This window comes from Curtobacterium sp. Leaf183 (assembly GCF_001424385.1).
GTDB lineage: Bacteria > Actinomycetota > Actinomycetes > Actinomycetales > Microbacteriaceae > Curtobacterium.
Window position 1 is genome coordinate 422,235 of record NZ_LMPO01000008.1, and the last position, 23,749, is coordinate 445,983.

The 23,749-nt window shown below is 71.4% G+C and carries 21 protein-coding genes and 1 tRNA gene; 7 read left to right on the plus strand and 15 right to left on the minus strand.

Translation table 11 applies throughout. The features are described 5' to 3' along the window. The first annotated feature begins 34 nt into the window (after positions 1 to 34). Complete coding sequence (locus tag ASG04_RS08340; protein WP_056122382.1) at positions 35 to 514, plus strand: DUF4307 domain-containing protein; 480 nt, start codon at positions 35 to 37, stop codon at positions 512 to 514. A gap of 74 nt (positions 515 to 588) precedes the next feature. Beyond that, positions 589 to 1,077 carry a transcription elongation factor GreA gene (gene greA / locus ASG04_RS08345; protein WP_056123870.1) on the plus strand — a complete coding sequence of 163 codons (489 nt, stop codon included), beginning with the start codon at positions 589 to 591 and terminating at the stop codon, positions 1,075 to 1,077. Between the two features lie 3 nt (positions 1,078 to 1,080). On the opposite strand, the gene ASG04_RS08350 is transcribed toward greA, so the two are convergent. The 4 genes from ASG04_RS08350 to ASG04_RS08365 all read right to left on the minus strand — a co-directional run bounded on the left by ASG04_RS08350 (position 1,081) and on the right by ASG04_RS08365 (position 4,819). Continuing rightward, a complete protein-coding gene (locus ASG04_RS08350) occupies positions 1,081 to 1,614 on the minus strand; it encodes a DUF6611 family protein (RefSeq protein ID WP_056122385.1) in 534 nt (177 codons plus the stop codon). Beyond that, positions 1,611 to 2,126, minus strand: a complete 516-nt coding sequence (locus ASG04_RS08355; RefSeq protein WP_056122388.1) for a hypothetical protein — start codon at positions 2,124 to 2,126, stop codon at positions 1,611 to 1,613. The genes ASG04_RS08350 and ASG04_RS08355 overlap by 4 nt, the downstream gene beginning before the upstream one ends. A gap of 98 nt (positions 2,127 to 2,224) precedes the next feature. Then, entirely contained in the window at positions 2,225 to 3,469 is a 1,245-nt protein-coding gene (ilvA, locus tag ASG04_RS08360) for a threonine ammonia-lyase (RefSeq protein WP_056122391.1), read from the minus strand. A 45-nt stretch (positions 3,470 to 3,514) separates the two neighbouring features. Next, positions 3,515 to 4,819, minus strand: a complete 1,305-nt coding sequence (locus ASG04_RS08365) for an AI-2E family transporter (protein ID WP_235515484.1) — start codon at positions 4,817 to 4,819, stop codon at positions 3,515 to 3,517. Positions 4,820 to 4,911: 92 nt separating this feature from the next. On the opposite strand from ASG04_RS08365, the gene ASG04_RS08370 reads away from it, so the two are divergent. Then, positions 4,912 to 6,198 (plus strand): winged helix-turn-helix domain-containing protein, encoded by a 1,287-nt coding sequence (locus ASG04_RS08370; protein ID WP_056122394.1) that lies wholly within the window; start codon positions 4,912 to 4,914, stop codon positions 6,196 to 6,198. Here the strand turns inward: ASG04_RS08370 and ASG04_RS08375 are convergent. Together ASG04_RS08375 and ASG04_RS08380 are read right to left on the minus strand one after the other, a co-directional pair. Next, positions 6,195 to 7,097, minus strand: a complete 903-nt coding sequence (locus tag ASG04_RS08375; RefSeq protein WP_056122397.1) for a M48 family metallopeptidase — start codon at positions 7,095 to 7,097, stop codon at positions 6,195 to 6,197. The two genes, ASG04_RS08370 and ASG04_RS08375, sit on opposite strands and share 4 nt — an antisense overlap. A 21-nt stretch (positions 7,098 to 7,118) precedes the next feature. Next, positions 7,119 to 7,700 (minus strand): LemA family protein, encoded by a 582-nt coding sequence (locus ASG04_RS08380; RefSeq protein ID WP_056122400.1) that lies wholly within the window; start codon positions 7,698 to 7,700, stop codon positions 7,119 to 7,121. Between the two features lie 205 nt (positions 7,701 to 7,905). Between ASG04_RS08380 and ASG04_RS08385 the strand changes: the two genes are divergently transcribed. Together ASG04_RS08385 and ASG04_RS08390 are read left to right on the plus strand one after the other, a co-directional pair. Then, complete coding sequence (locus ASG04_RS08385) at positions 7,906 to 10,395, plus strand: Ig-like domain-containing protein (RefSeq protein WP_056122404.1); 2,490 nt, start codon at positions 7,906 to 7,908, stop codon at positions 10,393 to 10,395. A 205-nt stretch (positions 10,396 to 10,600) separates the two neighbouring features. Next, positions 10,601 to 12,265: a class I adenylate-forming enzyme family protein gene (locus tag ASG04_RS08390; protein ID WP_056123875.1), complete on the plus strand. Its 1,665-nt coding sequence runs from the start codon at positions 10,601 to 10,603 to the stop codon at positions 12,263 to 12,265. An 86-nt stretch (positions 12,266 to 12,351) separates the two neighbouring features. Here the strand turns inward: ASG04_RS08390 and ASG04_RS08395 are convergent, their stop codons facing one another. Further along, a complete protein-coding gene (locus ASG04_RS08395) occupies positions 12,352 to 13,671 on the minus strand; it encodes a threonine/serine exporter family protein (protein ID WP_235515485.1) in 1,320 nt (439 codons plus the stop codon). 45 nt (positions 13,672 to 13,716) lie between these two features. Continuing rightward, the gene (locus ASG04_RS08400; protein WP_056122406.1) at positions 13,717 to 13,998 is read right to left on the minus strand and encodes a hypothetical protein; all 282 of its coding nucleotides are present in this window, start codon (positions 13,996 to 13,998) and stop codon (positions 13,717 to 13,719) included. Between the two features lie 154 nt (positions 13,999 to 14,152). Between ASG04_RS08400 and ASG04_RS08405 the strand changes: the two genes are divergently transcribed. After that, entirely contained in the window at positions 14,153 to 15,271 is a 1,119-nt protein-coding gene (locus ASG04_RS08405) for a fatty acid desaturase family protein (protein ID WP_056122409.1), read from the plus strand. Positions 15,272 to 15,649: 378 nt separating this feature from the next. On the opposite strand, the gene ASG04_RS08410 is transcribed toward ASG04_RS08405, so the two are convergent. From ASG04_RS08410 to ASG04_RS08440, 7 genes are all read right to left on the minus strand, one after another. Beyond that, a tRNA-Leu gene (locus ASG04_RS08410) sits at positions 15,650 to 15,723 on the minus strand. Between the two features lie 75 nt (positions 15,724 to 15,798). Continuing rightward, positions 15,799 to 17,265, minus strand: coding sequence for an NAD(P)/FAD-dependent oxidoreductase (locus ASG04_RS08415; protein WP_056122412.1), 1,467 nt, complete (start codon positions 17,263 to 17,265; stop codon positions 15,799 to 15,801). A 43-nt stretch (positions 17,266 to 17,308) separates the two neighbouring features. Further along, entirely contained in the window at positions 17,309 to 17,857 is a 549-nt protein-coding gene (locus ASG04_RS08420) for a DUF501 domain-containing protein (RefSeq protein WP_056122415.1), read from the minus strand. Between the two features lie 44 nt (positions 17,858 to 17,901). Next, positions 17,902 to 18,444, minus strand: coding sequence for an FtsB family cell division protein (locus ASG04_RS08425; RefSeq protein ID WP_056122418.1), 543 nt, complete (start codon positions 18,442 to 18,444; stop codon positions 17,902 to 17,904). Between the two features lie 382 nt (positions 18,445 to 18,826). Further along, a complete protein-coding gene (gene eno / locus ASG04_RS08430) occupies positions 18,827 to 20,116 on the minus strand; it encodes a phosphopyruvate hydratase (RefSeq protein WP_056122420.1) in 1,290 nt (429 codons plus the stop codon). Between the two features lie 98 nt (positions 20,117 to 20,214). Beyond that, positions 20,215 to 21,459: a histidine--tRNA ligase gene (gene hisS / locus ASG04_RS08435; RefSeq protein WP_056122422.1), complete on the minus strand. Its 1,245-nt coding sequence runs from the start codon at positions 21,457 to 21,459 to the stop codon at positions 20,215 to 20,217. A 268-nt stretch (positions 21,460 to 21,727) separates the two neighbouring features. Continuing rightward, positions 21,728 to 22,357 (minus strand): MazG family protein, encoded by a 630-nt coding sequence (locus tag ASG04_RS08440; protein ID WP_082517904.1) that lies wholly within the window; start codon positions 22,355 to 22,357, stop codon positions 21,728 to 21,730. Between the two features lie 81 nt (positions 22,358 to 22,438). On the opposite strand from ASG04_RS08440, the gene nhaA reads away from it, so the two are divergent. Beyond that, positions 22,439 to 23,617, plus strand: coding sequence for a Na+/H+ antiporter NhaA (gene nhaA / locus ASG04_RS08445; RefSeq protein WP_056122424.1), 1,179 nt, complete (start codon positions 22,439 to 22,441; stop codon positions 23,615 to 23,617). Positions 23,618 to 23,749: the final 132 nt, after the last annotated feature.

Genomic DNA, 23,749 nt, shown 5'->3' on the forward strand with positions numbered 1-23,749 from the left:
GGATGTTCCTCACTGCTGGCGAACGGGGACCCGGGTGGACACGCAAGCACGTGAACTACCCTGGGACCAGGATATCCACCCCGGGAGCCCCCAACTGTCCGAACACCCCACGCCCAGCGCCACCACCACCCTCGACGACCGCTACGGCCGCACCCCGGGCCGGTCGCGTCGGACCCGGCTGGTCGCGATCCTCGTCGCGGCCGCGATCGTGGTGGTCTTCGGCGCCTGGGTGATCTGGGCCGGCCCCGGCCAGACCTCGCACGGCATCGACTCCGACGACGTCGGGTACAAGATCGTCTCCGAGCACCGCGCCACCGTCGACTCGCAGGTGTCGGTCGACCCCGGCCAGACCATGAAGTGCGCCGTCCAGGTGCTCGACAAGTCGTACACGATCGTCGGGTGGAAGGTCGTCACGCTGCCTCCGGCAACCGAGCGCACGCGGTCGATCACGACCACCGTCAACACGACGACACGCGGCGTGACCGGCTTGATCCACACCTGCTGGGTTCCCTAGACTGCCCTGATTCGCCTGACGAGATCGACCGCTCCGGTCGGTCTCGTTCTTTCATGGCCGAAGGGATGACCATCATGAGCAACGACACGCAGGCCACCTGGCTGACCCAGGACGCCTACGACCGTCTCAAGGCGGAGCTCGAGGAGCTGAGCGGCCCGGGCCGTGCCGAGATCGCGAACCGCATCGAGGCCGCACGCGAAGAGGGCGACCTCAAGGAGAACGGCGGCTACCACGCCGCCAAGGACGAGCAGGGCAAGATCGAGGCCCGCATCCGCGTCCTCACCAACCTGCTGAAGACCGCGACCGTGACCGAAGCCGAGTTCGACGGCACCGTCGAACCGGGCACCGTCGTCACCGCCACCATCGCCGGGGACCCCTCCACCTTCCTGGTCGGCAGCCGCGAGATCGTCGCCGAGGGCTCGGACCTGACGGTCTACAGCCCCGTCAGCCCAGTCGGCGCAGCGATCGTGGGGCTCCGTGCCGGCGCCTCCACGAGCTACACCGCCCCGAACGGCAAGGAGATCGCGGTCGAGGTCACGAACGTCGAGCGCTACGAGCCGTAGGCGTCACCGCGGCAATGAGCGCCACACGTCGCCCCACACCAGTTCGAACTCCAGCGGCGTGATCCGTCCGTCCAGCAGTGCGGTCTCGGTCGTCGACAGCGTGTCCGACGCGAGCGACAGCAACCGGGCATCGCCGTGCACCTCGGGTCGCCCGTTGCCGTGGAACGTGGTGACGGTCAGTGTGCGGATGGTCCGACGGAGCCGCCGGGTCGCCGCGCCGAGCACCGCGAACCCCGCGCCGTAGAGCAGCAGTCCCACGGCCAGGCCCGGCATCGTCACCGTGCCGGTGGCGGCGGACGTGGCGGCCATCGCGACCAGGGCGAGGACCGCGCCGGCAGTCCCCCACGCGTGCCAAGCCCGCAGCAGTGCGCGCTCGCGCCGGTCGGTGCCCGGTGCGAACACCACCAGGGTCCGCCCGCTCCACAGGGTGCGCCCGACGGGCCGTACCGACAACCGGCCCCAGCGGTGCGGCCCGTCCGCGAGACGGTGCCAGACCCGGGAGGCCCGGGTGACGCCCGCGACGGCGGTGGCGGTCATCGGGACACGCCCGTCACGATCGCGGCGACGTCCCGGTGGGTCAGGGCGCGCCGGCAGGGGAAGCAGACCAGGTCGCCGACGGCGACGTCGGCCGGCAGCGCCGTCGCCTCGGTGCCGCAGGTCGCCGCGTCCGGAGTGGTGGTGAACCGTGCGGGCGCGGTCGCCACGGTGCTGCACCGGCCGATCAGCCGGACCTGGTCGAGGACGGCGCACGCCGGAACGACGGCGTCCAGCCCCACCTGCACCGTGCCGTCCACCCACGTGACGTCGGTGACGGCCGCGACGGTGACGCTCATCCCGCGCGGTGTCCAGTCACGCGGACGGAAGCGGGGCGGGGCCTCCTCGGCCGTGTGCACGCACGGGGTGCCGGCGACCTCGGCGAGCCGCGCCATCGACACCGCGCACACGCGGACGTCGGTCGGCGTGGGCTCGGTGTGGACGGGCCAGCGGGCCGCGTCGATCGGGTCGGGGATGCTCCTGCGGAGCGACGGCATGAGCGCGGTGAGGGTCATGCGGACAGCTTCGGTCCGGTACGGCGGTGTCGGACCCGGTGCTGACGGGATCCTCACGCCGGCACGTCGAACCCCTACGCCGTGCTGACGTCCGGGCGTCAGTGCAGCAGCTGCTCCGGGCGGAAGCCGGCCTCGTGCAGGCGCTGGATGACCTCGTCGGCGTGCTCGGGACCGCGTGCCTCGATGGACAGGTCCAAGACCACCTCGTTGATGACCAGACCCTGGCCGTGCCGGGTGTGCAGGACCTCGACCACGTTGGCGCCGGCGTCCGAGATGACCTGCGCGACGCGGGCGAGCTGCCCCGGGCGGTCCGGCAGCATGATCCGGATGCCGATGTACCGCGAGGCCGCGACGAGCCCGCGCGTGATGATCCGCTCCATCATGAGCGGGTCGATGTTGCCGCCGCTCAGCAGCACGACGGTCCGACCCGTGTCGCGGACGGCTCCGGACAGGATCGCCGCGACCCCGACGGCGCCCGCGGCCTCGACCACGAGCTTCGCGCGCTCCAGCAGCACCAGCAGTGCCCGGGCGACGTCGTCGTCAGCGACGGTGACGATCTCGTCGACCAGGTCACGGATGATCGGGAAGTTCATGTCACCGGGACGCGCCACGGCGATGCCGTCGGCGATCGTCGGCGTGGTGGCGATCGTGACCGGCTCGCCCGCGTCGAGCGAGTCGGGGTAGGACGCGGCGTTCTCCGCCTGCACCCCGATGACCCGGATGGACCGCCCGGCGCGCTCGGCCAGTCCCTTGACCGCGATCGCGATGCCGGAGATCACACCACCGCCGCCGATCGGCACGATGACCGTGTCGACGTCGGGGACCTGGTCCACGATCTCGAGCCCCAGGGTGCCCTGGCCGGCGATCACGGCGGGGTGGTCGAACGGGGGGATGAAGACGGCCCCGGTGCGGTGTCCGAAGTCCTTGGCCGCCGAGAGCGCTTCTTCAACGGAGTGCCCGCGCAGGACGACCTCGGCGCCGTAGTGCCGGGTCGCCTGCAGCTTCGGCAGGGCCACACCGACCGGCGTGAAGATCGTCGCGGGGATGCCGAGCTCGCGTGCGGCGAGGGCGACGCCCTGCGCGTGGTTGCCGGCGCTGGCCGCGACGACGCCTTTGGCGCGCTGCTCGGGCGTCAACGCCGACAGACGGTTGTACGCGCCGCGCAGCTTGTAGGCGCCCGTGCGCTGCAGGTTCTCGCACTTCAGGTGCACCGGCGAGCCCAGGAGCTCGCCGAGGAACTGGGACGTCTCCATCGGGGTGACCCGCGCGACACCCGCAATGGTCTTCTGTGCCCGCTCGATGTCGTCGAGGGTCGGGATCGTCGTCGTCGTGGTGTCGGTCACGGTTCCATCATCGTCGGTCGACGGGCCCGTGACGAACGGATGGCGCTAGTTGGTGCTGGCGGTTCCCTCAGTCGCGGTCGCGTCCCTGTCGCTGCCCGGTGCCGGGACGTCGTCGTTCGTCGTGTGCCGTCGGCGTCGCAACAGCTGGAGCTGCCCGTGCTGGCCGCGCTTCGGGGTGGCCTCGAGCACGTGGTCGGAGTCGAGTCGACGCCACCGGCCGCTCGCGATCGTCGTGACCATGGCGTTCAGCGTGGCGATGAGCGGCACGGCGAAGAACGCACCCGCGATGCCGGCCAGCCCCGACGCCGAGGTCACCCCGAGCACGACGGCCAGGGGGTGCACCTTGACGGCGTTGCCCATCACGAGCGGCTGCAGGATGTGCCCCTCGATCTGCTGCACGAGCAGGACGACGGCGAGCACGAGCACGGCGGCGACGGGGCCGTTGAAGATGAGCGCGATGAACACCGCCAGGAACCCGGTGACGATCGCACCGACTACGGGGATGAACGCACCGAGGAACACGAACGCGGCGATCGGGATCACCAGGGGCATCCCGCCGAAGAACAGTCCGACGATGTAGGCGCCCAGGCCGATGCCGACCGCGTCGACGAACGCGACGAAGATCTGCACGCGGATGAAGCTCGTCAGCGTGATCCACCCGGCGACACCGGCGCCGTCGACGGCGGCGCGGGCCTTCTTCGGGAAGAGCCGCACGGTCCAGCGCCAGACGTTCTTGCCGTCGATGAGCAGGAAGATCGTCGTGAACAGGATGATGAACAGCGCCTCGAACGCATGCGTGGCGCCCGACCCGGCGCTGGCCACCCCGGACAGGATCGACGACGCGTTGTCCTGCAGCCACTTCGCACCGTCGTTCAGCCAGCCGTTGACGTCCGACTGGCTGATGCCGAGACCGGAGTTCAGCACGAAGTCCTTGATGTTGGCGTACTGCGACACCGTCCGGTCACGCAGCGACGGGTAGGACGCGATGACCTGGTCGACGACGAGCCAGACGAGCGCGCCGATGGCCGCGAGTCCACCGAGCAGGCTGATCACCACGGCCAGCCACTTCGGGACGTGGTGCCGCTGCATCCAGTTGGAGATCGGGATGAGCAGCGCCGACACGACGATGCCGACCAGGAACGGGATCAGGATCTCGCTGAACACCGTGACGAGGTAGATGAACAGGGCGATGACCCCGACCACGACCAGGACACGCCAGGACCACGCCCCGGCGATGCGCATGCCGACCGGCACCGACTGCTCGACCACGGGGTCGGGGTGGTTCCGGCCCGTCGCCGGTGTCTCGACCACGGGGTCGGTTCGCGTCGTCTTCTTCTTGCCCCATGCCATTCCGCCACTGTAACCATTCCCGTGCGGTCCCGTTCCAGATGCGGCATACGGGCTGGTCGGGTCTCGTCGGCGGCGCTCAGTAGGGTCGGTGCATGCCCAGGTCAACGCTCTCCGCGGCCGAGGCCCGTCGCGTCGCACTCGCTGCCCAGGGGTTCGGCCGACCGACGCCCGACACGGTCTCGACCCGGACCCTCCGGGCGGGCATCGGCCGGCTGGGGCTCCTGCAGATCGACTCGGTCAACGTGTTCGAGCGCAGCCACTACCTGCCGCTGTTCGCTCGCCTCGGGGCCTACGACCGCCGGGCCCTCGACCGCCTCACGATGACCGGGCGTTCGCCCCACGTGGAGTACTGGGCGCACGAAGCCGCGTTCATCCCGCGCGACGACCTGCGGCTGTTCCGCTGGAAGATGGACGCCTTCCGTGCGCGCGACGCCGGGCCGACCCGCGCCGAGGGTGTCGAGCGGACCGCGGTCGTGCGGCGCGAACTCCACGCGTTGCTGCATGCCGAGGGACCGATGCCCGCCAGCGCCGTCGAGCACGAGTCGAACGTCCGACGGGGCCCATGGTGGGGGTGGAGCGACGTGAAGCTCGGACTCGAGCAGATGTTCCGCTGGGGAGACGCCGTCAGCGCCGGGCGATCGGGTTTCGAGCGCGTCTACGCCCTGCCCGACCAGGTCCTGCCGAGCGGGTTCCTCGAGTCCGCGCCGGGGCGACCGGACGCAGTCCGCGAGCTCGTCGGCCGCGCTGCCCGCGCCCTCGGCGTCGGGACCCGTGCCGACATCGCCGACTACTACCGGCTGCGTGCGGACGACACCGCCGCCGCGATCGCCGACCTGCAGGACGCGGGCGTCCTGCTGCCGGTGCGCGTCGAGGGCTGGCGCGAACCGGCGTGGCTGCACGCCGACGCCCGGGTCCCGCGCGCCGTCACGGCCGACGCGGTGCTCAGCCCCTTCGACCCCGTCGTGTGGTTCCGCCGACGGGCCGAGCGGATGTACGGCTTCCACTACCGGATCGAGATCTACACGCCCGCGCCGAAGCGGGTGTTCGGGTACTACGTCCTGCCCGTGCTGCAGGACGACGCGCTCGTCGGACGCATCGACCTGAAGAGCGACCGGCAACAGGGGGTCCTGCGCGTCCGCACGGCGTGGCAGGAGCCGGGCGCGACGCTCGACCCGGAGCGGCTCGCCGACACCCTCCGCCGGGCCGCCGCGTGGCAGGGGCTCGACGCCGTCCAGGTGACGGACCGCGGGACGGCTGCCGCCCAGGTCGCCGGAGCGCTCGGGGTGCCGATGGTGCCGCACGTCGCCGCCGACGACGGCCCGGCCGAGGGCCCGTCCGGCGCGGCCGCTGCGGTGGACGACCCCGACCCCGCAGCCTAGAAGCGGTCCTGGTTCGTCCGCAGTCGCACGATGCGGTCGGGCAGCGGCGGGTGGGTCGAGAACAGCCGGTCCATCACACCGGGCCGCATCGGGTCGCTGATCCACAGGTGGGCCATCGACGAGTTCTGCGTCTGCATCGGCCGTCCGTACGCGCCGAGCTTCTCGAGCGCGCGAGCGAGCCCCTCGGGGTGACGGGTCGTCAGGGCGCCGGTCGCATCGGCCAGGTACTCACGCTGCCGGGACACCGCGGCCTGGATGCCCATCGCGGCGACCGGTGCCACGAGGACGGCCACGAGCCCTGCGACGAGCAGCACCGGGTTCGACCCGCCGCCGTTGTCGTTGGACCGGTTCCGCCCGCCGCTCAGCCCGCTGAACAGGGAGATGCGCAGGAGCACGTCGGCGACCAGTCCGACTGCCACGACCAGGCCGAACACCATCGTCGACACACGGATGTCATAGTTGCGGACGTGCCCGAGCTCGTGGGCCATCACGCCCTGCAGCTCCTGGTCGTCCATGAGCTCGAGCAGGCCGGTCGTCGCGGCAACCACGGCGTGCTCGGGGTCACGGCCGGTCGCGAACGCGTTCGGCGACGGGTCGGGCACGACGAACACGCGCGGCATCGGCATGCCGGTCGTGATCGCCAGGTTCTCGACCGTGCGCCACAGCCGTGGCTCGGTCGTCCGGTCGATCTCGATGCCGCCGGCGATCGCCGTGGCCTGCCGCGCCGCCGTGAAGTACTGCAGCACCGCGTACCCGAGGGCCACCACTAGGACCACGATGCCGATCGACGTGTTGCCCGCCAGGTACCCGCCGAGGAAGCCGAGCGCGCCGATGACCAGCAGGAACACCAGGACGATCAGGACGGTGTTGCGCTTGTTGCGCGCGACGGCGCGGTACACGGGCGGCGGTGGTCGACCGGGTCAGAACTGGACGCGCGGGGGCTCGGCGATCGCGGCCGGCTCGGAGGTCTCGAAGAAGGACGCCTGCTCGAACCCGCGGCGCTTGGCGAACGTCGAGTTCGGGAAGACCCGGATCTTCGTGTTGAGCTCACGCACGCCACCGTTGTAGAACCGGCGCGCCGCCTGGATCTTGTCCTCGGTGTCGACCAGCTCGGTCTGCAGCTGCAGGAAGTTCTGGCTCGACTGCAGTTGCGGGTAGCCCTCGGCGACCGCGAACACGCTCTTCAACGCCTTCTGCATGTGGCCCTCGGCCGCCGACGCGGCATCGGCGTCACCGGCGCTCAGCGTCTCCGCACGGGCCGCGGTGACGTCGGTGAACACGGCCTTCTCGTGCGTCGCGTACCCCTTGACCGTGTCCACGATCGTGGGGATGAGGTCCGCCCGCCGCTTGAGCTGCACCGAGATGTCGCTCCAGGCCTCGTCCACGCGCACCTTGAGCGTGGTGAGTGCGTTGTAGGTGACCCAGAGGTAGATTCCGACGACCACGAGGACCACGACCACGACGCCGATGACGATCAGGGTCGTGATGAGTCCGGTGTCCATGCGGGTGAGCTCCTGGTCTGCGTCGGGGGCGGTGAACCACCGGCGATTGTACCGACGCTCCGTGGGGCTCCTCATCGTCACGGGCGCGGTTCACGGCCGATTCCCGAGTCATGCACACCCGGCGTCCGGCCAGACCATGCGAAGGAGCGCGATCATCCGCGCGGGGGATTGACCGATCCCGTTCTGTCGCGTGGGATGGAGGGAGATGAGCACACGTGGGGAGTCCTCGGGATCCGCGACGGTCGGGGGCGGCCGTCGCGGTCGCCGTCCCCGTGCGTCCCTGGTCGCTGCGCTGACCACGGCGCTGGTGACGGGCCTCCTGGCCCTCGCCGTCGTCCCGGCGGCAGCAGCCGCTGCCGACACGAGCCGGGACACGACGGACACGGCGCCAGCCGCTGCCGACACGACCCGGGGCACGACGGACACGGCGGCAGCCGCTGCCGACACGACCCGGGGCACGACGGACACGGCGCCAGCCACTGCCGACACGACGCAGCCCCAGGACCAGGACCGGGCGGCAACGCCCGCACCGGATCCCACCACGGCGCCCGGCGACACCCAGGCTGACCTGCACGTGCAACCGACCCCCGGGGCGGCGCCGACGTCCGGTTCCCCCACCCCGACCCCGCCGCCGTCCGGCACCCCCGCCGTCGACCCGACCATCGCCGACCCCGGCGACCTGACGAGCGCGACCGGACGGTTCCAGGGCACGGCGACGCCCGGCCACCGCGTCCGGGTGATCGACCCGGCGGTCACCAGTCGGTCGGTCTGCACCACCACGACGGACGGCGACGGCACCTGGACCTGTTCCGGCCCGGTCGCCACGGGACCGCAGCAGGTCTTCACCGTGCAGGACCTCTCCGACGCGTCCCGCCGCACCGCCGACGCGCCGGCCGCAGACGTCGTCGTCCCGCCGGTGATCAGCACGCGCGAGCCGACGACGGGCACCGTCGTCGGCACCGGCGACGTCGGGACGACCGTCACCGTCTCGGTCTCCGGGTCGTCCGCCGTCCGCACCGCCGCGGTCGGCAGCGACGGCCGGTGGATCGTGTCCTGGTCGACCGGCGCGGCACCGCGACCGAGCGGCACCGTGACGATGACGGCGACCGCGACGGCCAGCACCGCCGACGGGTTCCGCTCCGACCTCCGCAGCGCAGCCTCCGCCCCGGCGACCGTCACGTTCGACCGCACCCCGCCGGATGCCCCGACCGTCACGTCGCCCCGGACCGGTGACCGCGTCGCGGCGCAGGCCCTGGTCGTGCGCGGGGCCGGGGAGCCCCGGGCGGTGCTGACCGTGTACGTCGACCGCGCCCCGGTGTGCGGCGCGACCGTCCGCGCCGACGGCTCCTGGGCGTGCTCGACGTCGGGAGGCCCGCTCACCGTCGGAGCGCACGTCGTCACCGCGCTGCAGCACGACGCCGCGGGCAACCACTCCCCCTCCTCGACGCCGGTCACCGTCGACGTCGTGGCGACGACGCCCGGCTCGACGGTGTCGCCGTCCGGCAGCCCGGGCAGCGGGAGCGCGACGGGCGGCAGCTCCGGGCCCGCGACCGGCGGCACGGGTGGTCCGACCACCGGCACCGTGCCCGGGTCGGGCGGCCCGGGCAGCTCGGCCGGCGGGACCACGGACGGCACCGGCACCGGCACCGGCACCGGCGATGCGTCCGGGGGCGCTACCGCGGGCGGCCGGCCGGGAGTGGACTGGTCCGGCCCGGCCGGCGACTGGTCCGTGGCGACGTCGTTCGGTCGCACCGTCCCGACGATCCAGGCGGCGGCCTCGTGGGACACGCTCGCGGTCGCGGGCGCCGTCGCGGTCGGGTTCCTGCTGCTGGTCGCCGGACCCGCGCGTCTCGTCGCACGGACCCTGCGCGGACGGGTCACGCTGCGGCTGGGCTCGTTCACCGGTCGCAACCGCCCTCGGTCGGAACGTCGGCGCGGCGACGATGCCCTGCCCGCGTGGGCATCGGTGTCGATCGCCGTGGTGCTGGCGTCCGTGCTGACGCTGCTCGGCGTCGGGGTCTCGCTCGAGGCCCGCTACGTCCGCCTGGCGATCGCGGTCCTGCTGGGGACAGGTGTCCTCGCCGCAGCGGTCGTGATCGCCACCCGGTGGGCTGCGGGTGCCGACCGCCACACCGTGGGGTTCCGGGTGTCGCCATGGCTCGTCCTCGCCGCCCTCGTCGCATGCGCCGTCACCCGCGCGGCCGACCTGTCCCCCGCCCTGGTGCTCGGCGTCCTGCTGGTCCCGGTCGGGCGGACCGACGTGGACACGGGTGCGATGCGGCTCGGTGCCGGGGTCGCCGCCTGCGCCAGGAGCGCGACCTGGCGGTCCTGCGCGCTGCTGGTCCTCGCCGCGACGGGCTGGCTCCTGCACAGCGTGACGACCGGGCCCGGGTTCTGGACCGCGCTCGTCTCCGAGTTCGCGATCACGCTCTGCGTCGGCGGCCTCGGTTCCCTCGTGGCGACGCTCCTGCCGCTCGCGGGCTCGGCCGGCAGCGCGCTGTGGTCCCGCTCGCGGACCCGCTACGCGGCCGTCGCCACGGTCGGTGTGGCGCTGGGCGCAGCGGTCTACTCCGGCCCGGGAGGCACGCACGTCTCCCCCGTCGCGTTGGCACTGATCGCCTGCGTGTGCGTCGCGGCGGCCCTCGGGACGTGGCTGTGGGTCCGGACCGCGGACGCCGACAGCGCCCGGGCCTGACGTCCGCGGCGCGGACACCGGACACCCGCGGTGCCGAGCACCGGCACCGGCATCGGCATCGGCACCGGCGGCCTCGACGCAGCGCCTGCCAGCCCCCCCGGCGCCGGGTTCGACCGACCATTACAGTGGCGGGCGGCGCGCATCGTCGACGGTGCGACGCACGACGACGGTGCGCAGGAGCACCGGACGAGCCCAGGGAGCGACGATGACCGAGACCCGATCCGACTACGACGCCACGCGCTTCCGTGACGTCTTCGAGCACAGCTACACCTACGCCAACGGCTTCGCCCGGAACACCCACCGCTTCGCGACCCGACCGGCGCTGCGCGACCCGGACACCGACCGCTCGTGGACCTACGCCGAACTGGGTGCGACCGTCGACCGCATCGGCGGCTGGCTCCTGCGACACGGGGTCGAGCGCGGGTCGGTCGTCATGGTCGAGCTGTTCAACTCACCCGAGTTCGCGATGCTCTACCTGGCCTGCCACCGCATCGGCGCCGTCTTCTCGCCGACGAACTTCCGGCTCGCGCCCGACGAGGTCGCCTTCATCATCGAGGACTCCGCACCCGTCGTGCTCGTCCACGACGCCGGACGCGGGGCCGAGATCGGCGCGGCCCTCTCGACCGCCGCCCACCGGCCCGACCACGTCGTCGTCCTCGGCGGGCAGGACCCCACGGCCACGGGCTTCGACGCACTGCTGGCTGCCGACCCCGTCTCGGTCGAGGAACTCGCCGCCACGGAACCGCGCGACACGTTCTCCGAGACCACCCGGCTCTACACCTCGGGCACGACCGGCCGTCCCAAGCCCGTCCCGCTGCCGAGCCTGGTCGAGGTCCTCAGCGCGCACGACGTGATCATGCACTTCCCGCTGAGCCCGTTCGACAAGACGCTCAACATGTCGCCGCTCTTCCACCGCGGTGGCCTGTACTCCGGCGGCCCGAACCCGGTGTTCTACGTCGGGGCCGAGCTGACCACGCTGCGGCACTTCGACGCGGACCGCGTGCTCGACCTGGTCGAGTCCGAGCAGCTGACGTTCCTGATCGGCGCCCCGCCGAACCTCGTCCAGCTGGCGAACGCCCAGGAGCGCAACCCGCGCGACCTGTCCAGCCTGCGCGGCATCGTCACGATGGGCGCCCCGCTCGACCGCGCCGCCGCCCTGCGCTACCAGGAGCTGCTCTCCCCGCGCATCTTCAACGGCTACGGCACGACCGAGACGTTCTGGAACACGTTCCTGCGCCCCGAGGACTTCCCGGACGGCGCCGGTTCGACCGGTCGGGCATCGACGGACGACGACGTCGCGGTCGTCCGCGTGTACCAGGACCGGCTCGCCGACCCGACGGACACCGTGCCCAAGGACGGCAGTGAGATCGGTGAGTTCGCGGTCCGCACGGTCAAGTCCGGCTACTCGTACCGGAACCCCGGGCTCGAGGCCGAGAAGTTCTCGAACGGTTGGTTCTACCCGGGCGACCTGGCCACCTGGGACGAGCACGAGCGCGTCACCATCGTCGGCCGCAAGGACGACATGGTGATCTCCGGCGGCGAGAACGTCCACCCCGTCCAGGTCGAGGCCGTGCTGCAGGAGCACCCGGGCGTCGCCGACTCGATCGTCGTCGGTGTCCCGGACGAGCGCTGGGGCGAGGTCGTCGTCGCGTTCGTCGTGCGCGCCGACCGCGGTCTGCCGCAGGGCGACACCGAAGCGGCGGCGGAGCTCGAGACGTGGACGAGCGACCACCCGGGCCTGGCGCGCTACAAGCGTCCGCGCCGCTACCGCTTCGTCGACGAGCTCCCCTACAACGCGACCGGCAAGAAGGTGCACTACCTGGCCAAGGCGACGGCCCAGGACGAAGCGGACCGCTTCATCGAGCCCTGACGCATCGGACTGGAGGCCCGTGGCGGGCCCGCCACGGGCCTCCAGTCCGACGCTGGTCGCGACCGGAGCCTCCGGCGGTCGCCGGATCAGTGGGTCGGCGCGTTCCGCGCGAACAGGCCGGGCAGCAGCCCGCCGATCTTCGTGCCGACGCACAGGCTGACGAACGTCGCCAGCGGCGTCGCGAGGGCGACGGGGTCGAGGGTCGACACGGCGACCAGCCCGACCGTGCCCGGCACCAGCAGCAGGAACGCAGGGAAGAACGAGACCGTCGCCGGGATGACCGGGACGAGCCGTTCCAGCAGGCGGGTCGCGATGAAGAGCAGCGCAGCCGTCGCTCCGGTGGCGACGACGCTGCCCCAGAGCGGACTCGTGCCGCTCACCAGCGCGTACGCCGTCACCATGACCGCGACCGAGACGAGCGTCAGACGCCAGCCGGAACCGAAGACCAGGCCGAGGCCGAGCGCCAGCACGACCACCGCCACCCACGAGACCCAGTAGGACGGCACGGCCTCCCAGCCGCCGCGGTCGGTCACGACGCCGGCGACCTCACCGACGAGCGCCGCTGACGAGGGGTCGACGTGCAGCCCGGTGAGGGCGCTGCCGGCCGCGATCCCCGCGGCCATGAACCCGAGCATGATCACCCCCTGGACCAGTCGCGAGGACCCGGTGACGATGTCGGCGGCCGTCAGTTCGAGCAGGGCGTTCGTGATGAGCGCACCGGGCACGAACACGGCGACGGGAGCGCACACCGCGAAGAGCGGGACGTGGTCGAACCCGGTCGCGGCGGCCACGATCCCGACGACCGCGGTCGACATGAAGGCCGCGAGGAACGGGATGATCGCCACGGCCTCGCGGAAGCGGCGGAGCAGCAGGCCGATCACGCCGACGAGTGCGCCGACGCCGAGGGTCACCAGGATCGCCCACCACGGACAGCGGAACACGACGGCCAGGCCTGCGGCGGTCAGGGCGTTGCCGGCGATCCAGGGCAGCGCGGCCGGCGGACGCGTGCCGGCTCGGATGGCGCGCACCCGCGCCGGGATCTCGGCGAGGGCGATCGACCCGCTCTCGAGACCGAGGACGAGTCGGTTCGCCCGCGCCGCCTGGCGGAAGGAGAGCTCGACGCCCTCGGCGTTGACGATCGTCGCCGAGCCGGTGGCGGTCTCGCTGACGATCACCAGCGCGGGCAACACCCCGACGGCGAGTCCGGGGCCGATGCCAGCGGCTTCCCGGGCCTTCTCGAGCGCCGACCGCACGTCGGTGACGGAGCTGCCGGCATCGAGCAGCAGCGCCCCGAGCGTCCCGAGCAGCATGCCGACGGGGACGGTCTCGCCGTCGACGACCTCGACGTGTGACTCCGGCTGCCGGAGGACCCCACGCAGGTTCGCGAGCGCGCTGCCGAATCCCACCACGACCGCCATGCTACCGACGCGGCGGTTCGGTCAGCGATGACGTCATCCGCCAGCGCGGACGGCCTCGGTACGCCAGCGGAGCTCGCTGATGAACTGCGCCGTCTCGGGCTGCAGCTCGTCGTCCGGAGCCGCCTGCACCAGGACCCCGATCGCCGGCGCGAGGAGGATGCTCGACGTCGACGGCATGCCCCACCGGTCGACCGTCGGGACGTGCACGGTGTCCGACAGCCCGGCCTGCGCGAGGGCCGCAGCGTAGTCGAGGACCGCGTACGCGGCGTCGTCCGTGGTCAGGACGCTGGCCAAGCCGTAGATGATGTGCTTCAACCGTCGAGACCTCCGGTCCGCGGATCGCCGGGAGCGCGAGCGACCTTGCGCAGACGGTACGCGCACTCCACGGTCTCTGCCCAGGTTCTGCCCCTAGGTTCCCTAGCAATCGCAATCGCGGGAACTCTCCTGTTCGGCCGAAGGGCTGTCCCTGATGGAAGCAGCGCTCTTGCCGTCTTCATCGACCCTGTACCGACCCACGACTCCCCGAGCTCCCGGAGCGACCTCCGGCACCTCGACCTACAAGGACCTGCTCGAAGAGGTCCGGTCCGCTGGCCTGCTCGAACGCCGCACCGGCTTCTACTGGGGCGTCTTCGCCGTCCTGGTCGTCCTCGTGGCCGCATGCTGGGTCGCCGTCGCCATGCTCGGCGGTTCGTGGTTCCAGCTCATCCCGGCTGCCGTGCTCGGAGCGCTGTTCACGCAGTTCGCGTTCCTGTCCCACGAAGCCGCGCACCGACAGGTGTTCGCGTCGCGCAAGTGGAACGACCACGCCGGTCGGGTCCTCGGGACCTTCGTGGTCGGGCTGTCGTACACGTGGTGGATGAACAAGCACAACCGCCACCACGGCAACCCGAACACCATCGGCAAGGACCCGGACATCGCGCAGGACACGGTCTCCTTCATCGAAGAGGACGCTGCCGAGCGGCGCGGCCTGCTCCGCGCACTCACCCGCGTGCAGGGCTGGGCGTTCTTCCCGCTCCTGACGATGGAGGGCGCGAACCTGCACTTCCTCGGGGCCAAGGCGCTGGTCACCGGACAGCACATCAAGGGCACCGGCCGCGACCGCATCATCGAGGGCATCCTGCTCGTCGCCCGCTTCGGCCTGTACTTCTGGGCGGTCTTCACGTTCATGCCGTTCGGCGTCGGCGCGGCCTTCATCGGCGTCCAGATGGCGGTCTTCGGCGTGATGATGGGCGGCTCGTTCGCCCCGAACCACAAGGGCATGCCGGTCATCGCCGAGGGCGCCCGCATCGACTTCCTGTCGCGCCAGGTGCGCACCTCGCGCAACATCACCGGCGGCATCTGGGCCGACCACCTCTTCGGCGGGCTGAACCACCAGGCGGAGCACCACCTGTTCCCGAACATGGCGCGGCCGAACCTGCGCCTGGCGAAGCCGATGGTCAAGGCGCACTGCGCCAAGCACGGCATCCCCTACACCGAGGCGACGCTCGGCCAGTCGTACGCGATCGTCGTCGCGTACCTCAACCGCGTCGGACTCGCCGCGCGTGACCCGTTCACGTGCCCGATGGTGACCGGCTACCGGATCCACTGAGTCCAGCGCACCTCGCGCAACCGGAACGGCGCGGCCCCTCGGGGTCGCGCCGTTCCTGTGTCCGCGGCGTGCGCGGGCGCACCGTGCGCGGGCGCACCGTGCGCGGTTCGCAGCCAGTGCGAGGTTGACCGGACCGTGCAGCGACACAAGCCAGCACCACGTCACCAAGCCCGCACCGAGGCCGACCGGAGGCTCGGCGCGCGCCGCACGCACAGCCTCCAGTCGCACCGTGCGCGGTTCGCAGTCGGTGCGAGCTTGTCCGGACCGTGCAGTGAAACAAGCCAGCACCACGTCGCCAAGCCCGCACCGAGACCGACTGGAGGCTCGGCGCGCGCCGCACGCACGGCATCCAGTCGCACTGTGCGCGGTTCTCTTCGGTACCCCCGGTGGGACTCGAACCCACAACTCGGCGATTTTAAGTCGCATGCCTCTACCGATTGGGCCACGGGGGCGCAGCTGCAACAGCCTAGCGACGACGACGGCGGCCACCCCGAGGGGTGGCCGCCGTCGCTGGCGCTGCGGGAGGACTACTTCGAGTCGGCCTTGATCGGCTCGGCGTCCTTCGAGACGTCCTCGGCCGGGGTCGCGTAGACCGGGCCGGCGGCGTCGGCGGGCTTGCCCTCCTCCGGACCGGCGGCGACGGCCTTGGGCTCGTCGGCCGTGGCCGGCTTCGGGCGCGACGCGAAGGTCTCGAACGCCGCGCGCGGCGTCTCGCGGTCGTCGAGCGACGCGATGTCGCGGCCGAGGAAGAAACCGCCGACCCAGTCGCCGACGACGCGGATCTTGCGCTCCCACGACGGCATCGCCAGCCCGTGGTAGCCACGGTGGGCGCCCCACGCGAGGAAGCCCGTCATGGCGAACTTGCCGGACTGGAAGACACCGATGCCGAGGCCGAGCCCCGCGACGGCACCGAGGTTCTTGTGCTTGTAGTCGACCGTTGCCTCGTTGCGCATGATCGCGACGAGGTTCTTCGCGAGCTGCTTGGCCTGGCGCACGGCGTGCTGGGCGTTCGGGACGCACATGCCGCCGACGCCGCCACCGGTCAGGTCCGGCACAGCCGCGACGTCGCCGCAGGCCCAGGCGTCGGGAACGACCGCGCCCTCGTTGACGATGCGCAGGTCGGGCTGGACGGTGATGCGGCCGCGGGGCTCGAGCGGGAAGTCGGTGCCCTTGACCATCGGGTTCGCCATGACGCCGGCGGTCCAGATGATCAGGTCGGACGGGATCGTCTCGATCGAGTCGTCCTTCGCCTTGAGCTGGCAGACGCCGCCCTCGGCCGACGCGAGCTGGGTCTCGAGGTGCACGGTCGCGCCACGCTCGGCCAGGTTCTTGAGCACCCAGTGCGAGGTCTCGAGCGAGACCTCGGGCATGATCCGGCCCATCGCCTCGACCAGGTGGAAGTGTGTGTCGTCGAACGACAGCTGCGGGTAGCTCTTGAGCAGGTCGGTGACGAAGGAGCGGAGTTCGGCGAAGACCTCGATGCCCGCGAAGCCACCGCCGACGACGACGACCGTGAGCAGACGGTCACGCTCGGGACCCGCCGGCAGGTTCGAGGCCTTGGCGAAGTTGGTGAGGACCTTGTCGCGGATCGCGGCCGCTTCCTCGATGGTCTTGAGGCCGATCGCCTCGTCCGCGACACCCGGGATCGGGAACGTGCGCGACACCGCACCGGCGGTCATCACGATCTGGTCGTACGACTCTTCCCACGGCTCGCCGAGCTCGGGGGTGATCGTCGCCGTCTTGGTGGCGTGGTCGACGTTCGTGACCTTCGCCGTGACGACGCGCGTCTTCTTGAGGTGCCGACGGTGCGACACGATCGCGTGACGCGGCTCGATCGAGCCGGCGGCGACCTCGGGGAGGAACGGCTGGTAGGTCATGTACGGCAGCGGGTCCACCATGACGACATCGGCTTCGCCCTGACGAAGGTGCTTCTCGAGCTTCCAGGCGGTGTAGAAGCCGGCGTAACCGCCGCCGACGACGAGGATCTTGGGCACGGGGGATGATCTCCTTGGAGTGGGGTGGTTGCCGGGCGGCTGGTCAGACTTCGCCGCCACCCGCCCCGACTCCAGCGTCTGCGAGCCCATCATACGCCCGGCATTCGCACCGGTCGGGCGACCACGAGGCGCGGGCGAGCGCCAGGTCGCCGATGGGGTTCACGCCGGGTCCGGCAGCGAGGGTGTGGCCGACGAGGGCGTGCAGGCACTTCACGCGGACGGGCATGCCGCCCGCGCTGATGCCGTCGATCTCGTCGACGTGCTCGATCGACTCGCGGTCGGCGAGGTAGGACTCGTGGGCCGCGCGGTAGCGATCGGCCATGTCGGGGTCCTCGAGCAGCTCGGCGAGTTCGGGCATGACGCCCGTTGCCTCAAGCGTGCTGACGGCAGCGGTGGCGGCCGGGTGGCACAGGTAGTACAGCGTCGGGAACGGGGTGCCGTTGCCCAGGCGCGGCTTCGTCGCGACGACCGTGGGGTTGCCGCAGACACAGCGTGCCGCGATGCCGACGACGTCGCGGGCAGGGCGGCCGAGCTGTGCGGAGACCACCTGCACGTCGTGGTCGGACGGCGGGTCGAACGGAGGGGTCGTCACGGGGACAAGAGGCTACCGGAGATGACGGCCCCCGTGCACCGCGGCTACTTGCCGGTGCTGCCCGTACCCGAGACCTCGGGAGCGACGAGCTCCTGCGCGGTCTCCTTCGACAGCCCGGACTGCAGGACCGAGGACATCATCGCCTGCACCCAGTCGACCTTGGGTGTCTGCACCGTCGCGCTGACCGGCGTCCCCGAGTCGGTGGTCGGCTTCGTGTCACCGGTCCCCGCGCTCTCGCCGTCACCCATCACCAGGAAGCTCTGCTCGCCCGGGTACACGTAGAGCAGCCGGTCACGCGCCTGGGCCTCGATGTAGGCGGGGTCGTCCCAGCGTGCGACGTCCTTCTTCTTCTGCGCGACGTCGGACTTCTGCGCGGCGACCTCGTGCTGCTTCTGGGCGATCTGCTCCTGCTGCTGGATGAGCGTCCGGAGCGACGGCGCCAACACCACGACGAACAGCACGACGATCGCGAGCATGATCAGGCTGAAGCCGGAGAACCGGATGGTGCGGTACCACGGCTGCTCCGCCGTGGCGCCCTCGGGCATGGCCACGGGCACGCGGCGGACGCGGGGCTTCTGGTTCGGCACGGTTCGACGATAACCCGGCCGACACGGCCGTTCGCTGCGCCGCGCGCGTGTTCCGCACCCTCTCAGCGAGCGGTGCGCCCTGGAGGCGCGGCAACCCTCCGCCACGCACCGTCCAGGCCGCCTCGTGGTCGCGCAACACGCTGCAAGGAGTCGTTCGACGTCGCACGACGCGTCGCGTGCCGCGCGTCGGAGCGACGCTCCATGCGACCTCGACACGCGGCGGGCGGCGTTTCGAGCGACTCCGGCCGGAGGGGATGGCCAGCGACTCCGGCCGAAGGGGATGGCCAGAGGGGATGGCCAGAGGCACGGAGCCCGGCGCACGCGACGGAACGCCGCCCTCCAGAGGAGGACGGCGTTCCGGGGATCGCTCCGACTGGTTCGACTACGACCAGAGCGACGCGGACCGCGGGAAGGCGGTGCGGCCGGCGTAGACCGCGGCGTCGCCGAGCTCTTCCTCGATGCGGAGGAGCTGGTTGTACTTCGCGACACGGTCGGACCGGGCGGGAGCACCGGTCTTGATCTGACCGCCGTCGACCGCCACCGCGATGTCCGCGATGGTGGTGTCCTCGGTCTCACCCGATCGGTGCGACAGGATCGCGGTCATGCCGTGACGCTGTGCGAGCGACACCGCATCGAGGGTCTCGGTCAGCGTGCCGATCTGGTTCACCTTGACGAGGATCGAGTTGCCGGCCTTGTCGTCGATGCCCCGCTGCAGGCGCTTGGGGTTGGTGACGAAGAGGTCGTCGCCGACGATCTGCAGCTTGTCGCCCAGCTCGCTCGTCAGGTGCGTCCAGCCTTCCCAGTCGTCCTCGGCGAGGGGGTCCTCGATCGTGGCGAGCGGGTAGTCGCGAGCCAGGTCGACGAAGTACTGGGTGAACTCCTGCGACGAGAGCTGCTTGCCCTCGAACGCGTACTTGCCGTCGGCGAAGAACTCGGTGGAGGCGACGTCGAGCCCGAGCGCGATGTCCTTGCCCGGGGTGAAGCCGGCCTTCTCGATGGCGGAGAGCAGGAAGTCGAGCGCGGCGCGGTTCGACGCGAGCTCGGGGGCGAAGCCGCCCTCGTCGCCCAGGCCGGTCGCCAGCCCCTGCTTCTTCAGCTCGCCCTTGAGGGCGTGGTAGGTCTCGACACCCCAGCGGAGCGCCTCGGAGAAGGACTCGGCGCCGTAGGGCACGAGGAAGAACTCCTGGATGTCGACGTTGGTGTCGGCGTGCGCGCCACCGTTGACGACGTTCATCAGCGGCACGGGCAGCGTGTGCGCGTTCGGGCCACCGAGGTAGCGGAACAGCGGCAGGTCGGCCGAGTCGGCGGCGGCACGGGCGACGGCGAGCGACGCGCCGAGGATCGCGTTCGCACCGAGGCGCGACTTGTTCTCGGTGCCGTCGAGCTCGATGAGCGCGGCGTCGACGAGGCGCTGGTCGGTGGCGTCGAAGCCCTCGAGCGCCGGGCCGATCTCGTCGAGCACGGCTTCCACCGCCTTGAGGACGCCCTTGCCGCCGTAGCGGGCCTTGTCCCCGTCACGGAGCTCGTACGCCTCGAAGGCGCCGGTGGAGGCACCGGACGGGACGAGCGCGCGCGAGACGACGCCGTCGTCGAGGAGGACCTCGACCTCGACCGTCGGGTTGCCTCGGGAATCGAGGACTTCGCGTGCTCCTACGGCATCGATCACGGCCACGGGGTACTCCCTACACGTTGCGGTTGTGGTGCTTGCGGGACGATCCTACCGACGCGCGGTGAACGGTTTCGCTGCACCGGGTGACGACTGTGGAGAACTCAGTCGAGCGGACGGAACTCCACACCCTCGAGCGACTCGGTGTCGGGCTGCACGACGGCGAACGCGCCGAAGCCCTGTGCCGCCAGCCCGGCGAGCAGGTTCTTCATGTTCTTGGTCCGCCGCTCGAGTCGCACGCGCTGGTGCTGCCCGAGTGCCTCGCTCTTGAGCGCTGCCAGACGCACCGGGTCGACGTCGCGGTCATACACGAGCACCACGGCGTCCGAGGTCGTCGTCTCCGGCAGGGTGACCAGGTCGACGAGCCGCTCGAACCCGAGGGAGAACCCCACGGCCGGGACGTCCTGCCCCAGGAACCGGCCGATCATGCCGTCGTAGCGCCCGCCGCCACCCAGGCTGTAGGCGAAGTCCGGGTGCGCCACCTCGAAGATCGTCCCCGTGTAGTAGCCCATCCCGCGCACGAGCGTCGGGTCGAAGCGCAGGTCGATGCCGGGCAGCGCGTCGCGCAGGTGGACGAGGTCGTCGAAGGCCTCGACGTCGAGCCAGTCCGCGCCCGCGACGCTGTCCCAGTCGGCGGACTCGAGTGCACCGATCGTGTCCTCGAGTCCGGGGAGCGTCGCCCCCAGGTCAGCGCGGAGCTCGGCGGCGACCCCGGACGCCCCGATCTTGTCGAGCTTGTCCACCGTGATGAGCGCGCGGTCGGCCGCTGCCGAGTCGGTGATGCCCCACGACGCCAACAGCGCGAGCAGGACCCGGCGGTCGTTGATCCGGATCGACGTCCCGGTGACCCCGAGCGCGTCGAGCGCGGCCGTCGTCGCCTGGATGAGTTCGACCTCGGCGAGCTGCCCTGGCTCGCCGAGGACGTCGATGTCGCACTGCAGGAACTGCCGGTAGCGCCCCTTCTGCGGACGTTCGGCACGCCACACGGGGGCGATCTGCACCGAACGGAAGACCGAGGGCAGCTCGGCTCGGTGCGAGGCGTAGAAGCGGGCGAGCGGCACGGTCAGGTCGAAGCGGAGTCCGAGGTCGGCGAGGTCGAGTGGCGCAGCCGCAGTTCGCAGGTCGTCCACCGTGAGGCCGCGGCGCATGACCCCGAATGCGAGCTTCTCGTTGTCACCGCCGAGGCCCGAGTGCAGTCGTGCGGCGTCCTCGACCACGGGGGTCTCGATCTCGTCGAACCCGTGTCGGGCGTACACGTCGCGGACGACACCGAGGACGTGCTCGCGCCGCGCCTTGTCCGCGGGGAGGAAGTCACGCATGCCACGGGGTGCCGTCACGGTCGTTGCCATGGGCCAATCCTGTCAGATCGACACGACGAGTTGCGTGCTGACCGACCCACTGATATTGTGGATGCAGAACCTCGGCATGGCGAGTGCCTGATCCACTCGCCGTGTCGTTCGCGAGGGCACCGTGCTGCAGAGTGCCCCGCGGTTCGAGCGGGATCCCCGTCGGTGCACAATCCCTGGTTGCACCGACGGCCCCGCTCGCGGGCGTCCTCCTTTTTCGGGTTAGGAGGACGCCCGCACTTCCCGCCCCAGCGCTCGCTGCCACATCCGCTCAGTCACCCGCGCGTCCCTCCGCCTCGAGCCGACGAACCGCAGCCCGCAGGCTCTCCACCGGATCGATCCCCGACCGCCGCGCCGCCGCGATCGCTCCGAGCATCTCCGAGCCCCAGTCGGCGTCAGCCCCATCCGGCCCCACGACGGCGGCGACGGCTGCGTCGGCGTCGCCCCGCTCCTCCAGGCGTTCCAACAGCTTGACCGCACGCTCCATCGGGGGCATCGCCCTCGGGACTCCGTCGAACACGCTCGTGCGCGCGGACTTCTCGGCTGCCTTCGCCGCCCGCCACACGCGCACCACGTCCTCGACGGTGTCCGCGCGTTCGTCGCCGAAGACGTGGGGGTGGCGGCGGACCATCTTCTCGCGGGCGGACTCGACGACGTCGTCGAGGTCGAACTCCCCCGCGCGGGCCGCGATCCCGGCATGGAGGACGACCTGGTACAGCACGTCCCCGAGTTCCTCGCGCACGTCGTCGACGTCCCCGTCCTCGATCGCGTCGACGAGTTCGTAGGACTCCTCGACGGCGTAGCGCGCGAGCGAGGCATGGGTCTGCTCGCGGTTCCAGACGCACCCGCCGTCCGGGTCGAGCAGGCGGTCCACGACGGCGGTCAGGTCCGAGACGGTCATCGCATCAGTATCGGATACGATGACCGAGGCGTGTCGGGAAGTCTGGTCGACGGACCGTTTCCCGTACCCTCACGGAGTTCCATGCTCGCAGCAATCCGTTCCCCGCGCTTTAGCGCGATCGCCCTCCTCGCAGCGGCGGTCCTCGGCCTCGTCCTGGCGAACACGCCGATCGGCCCCGGACTCGAACACGTCCTCGACCTGCACGCACCCTGGGGCGCCGTCGGCCTCGACCTGTCCGTCGCGCACTGGATCAGCGACGGGCTGCTCGCGGTGTTCTTCCTGCTCGTCGCGATCGAGCTCAAGCACGAACTCGTGGCGGGCGAACTCTCGAACCCCAAGACGGCGATCGTGCCGGCGATCGCCGCGGTAGGTGGTGTCCTCGTACCCGCGGGCGTCTTCCTCGCCGTCACCGCGGGCACGCAGTACACGCACGGGTGGCCGATCCCGACGGCGACGGACATCGCGTTCGCGCTCGGTGTGCTGGCGATGTTCGGCCGCGGGCTCCCCTCCACGCTGCGGGTGTTCCTGCTGGCACTCGCGGTGCTCGACGACCTCATCGCGATCGTCATCATCGCGGTGGTGTTCGCGCACGACACCGACTTCCTCGCGCTCGGTGGCGCGGCGGTCCTGCTCGTGCTGTTCTGGCTGCTCGGCCGGATGCTCCGCCCGGGTCGATCGGGGCAGGGCTGGCTCATCGCCGGCATGGTCGTGCTCGGCGTCGTGACGTGGTGGCTCGTGTACCACTCGGGCGTCCACGCGACGATCGCCGGGGTCGCCCTCGGGCTCGTGCTGCCGCGACGTCCGGGACACACCCTGCACGAGCGGGTCGAGCCGTGGTCGAACGCGATCGTGCTGCCGGTCTTCGCGTTCGCGTCCGCCGCGGTGGTCATCCCCGCCGTCGGCATCGGCGAGCTCTCCCCCACGTTCTGGGCCGTCGTCCTGGCCCTCCCCGTCGGCAAGGTCATCGGGATCACGCTGTTCGGCGCCGTCGCGACGCGGGTGTTCCGGGGGCCTGGGCGTCCGTCGCTGTCGTTCTGGTCGATCGTCACCGTCGGGGTGCTCGGCGGCATCGGGTTCACCGTGTCCCTGCTGATGAACGAACTGGCCTTCGCGGGCAACGCCGAGATCGTCGACGAGGGGGTCCTGGCCGTGCTGGTCGGCTCGGGCATCGCGATGGTCGCCTCGGCGATCGTGGTCAGTCTCAAGGCGCGGCACCACCGTGCGCGGCGCGAACTCTCCGAGGCCGAGGCGACCGAGTAGATCGTCGCCGGGCACGGCTGTCGCCCGGCGGAGCGACAACGTCGCTGTCGTACGACATCGGGATCGTCGCCGGGCGCGGCTGTCGCCCGGCAGAGCGACAACGTCGCTGTCGTACGACACCGGGATCGTCGC

Excerpts from the sequence above, each read along its gene's own strand:
- greA (WP_056123870.1), top strand. The coding sequence starts at position 589 with ATGAGCAACGACACGCAGGCCACCTGGCTGACCCAGGACGCCTACGAC.
- ASG04_RS08350 (WP_056122385.1), bottom strand. The coding sequence starts at position 1,614 with ATGACCGCCACCGCCGTCGCGGGCGTCACCCGGGCCTCCCGGGTCTGG.
- ASG04_RS08355 (WP_056122388.1), bottom strand. The coding sequence starts at position 2,126 with ATGACCCTCACCGCGCTCATGCCGTCGCTCCGCAGGAGCATCCCCGAC.
- ASG04_RS08365 (WP_235515484.1), bottom strand. The coding sequence starts at position 4,819 with ATGGCATGGGGCAAGAAGAAGACGACGCGAACCGACCCCGTGGTCGAG.
- ASG04_RS08370 (WP_056122394.1), top strand. The coding sequence starts at position 4,912 with ATGCCCAGGTCAACGCTCTCCGCGGCCGAGGCCCGTCGCGTCGCACTC.
- ASG04_RS08380 (WP_056122400.1), bottom strand. The coding sequence starts at position 7,700 with ATGGACACCGGACTCATCACGACCCTGATCGTCATCGGCGTCGTGGTC.
- ASG04_RS08385 (WP_056122404.1), top strand. The coding sequence starts at position 7,906 with ATGAGCACACGTGGGGAGTCCTCGGGATCCGCGACGGTCGGGGGCGGC.
- ASG04_RS08390 (WP_056123875.1), top strand. The coding sequence starts at position 10,601 with ATGACCGAGACCCGATCCGACTACGACGCCACGCGCTTCCGTGACGTC.
- ASG04_RS08405 (WP_056122409.1), top strand. The coding sequence starts at position 14,153 with ATGGAAGCAGCGCTCTTGCCGTCTTCATCGACCCTGTACCGACCCACG.
- hisS (WP_056122422.1), bottom strand. The coding sequence starts at position 21,459 with ATGGCAACGACCGTGACGGCACCCCGTGGCATGCGTGACTTCCTCCCC.
- ASG04_RS08440 (WP_082517904.1), bottom strand. The coding sequence starts at position 22,357 with ATGACCGTCTCGGACCTGACCGCCGTCGTGGACCGCCTGCTCGACCCG.
- nhaA (WP_056122424.1), top strand. The coding sequence starts at position 22,439 with ATGCTCGCAGCAATCCGTTCCCCGCGCTTTAGCGCGATCGCCCTCCTC.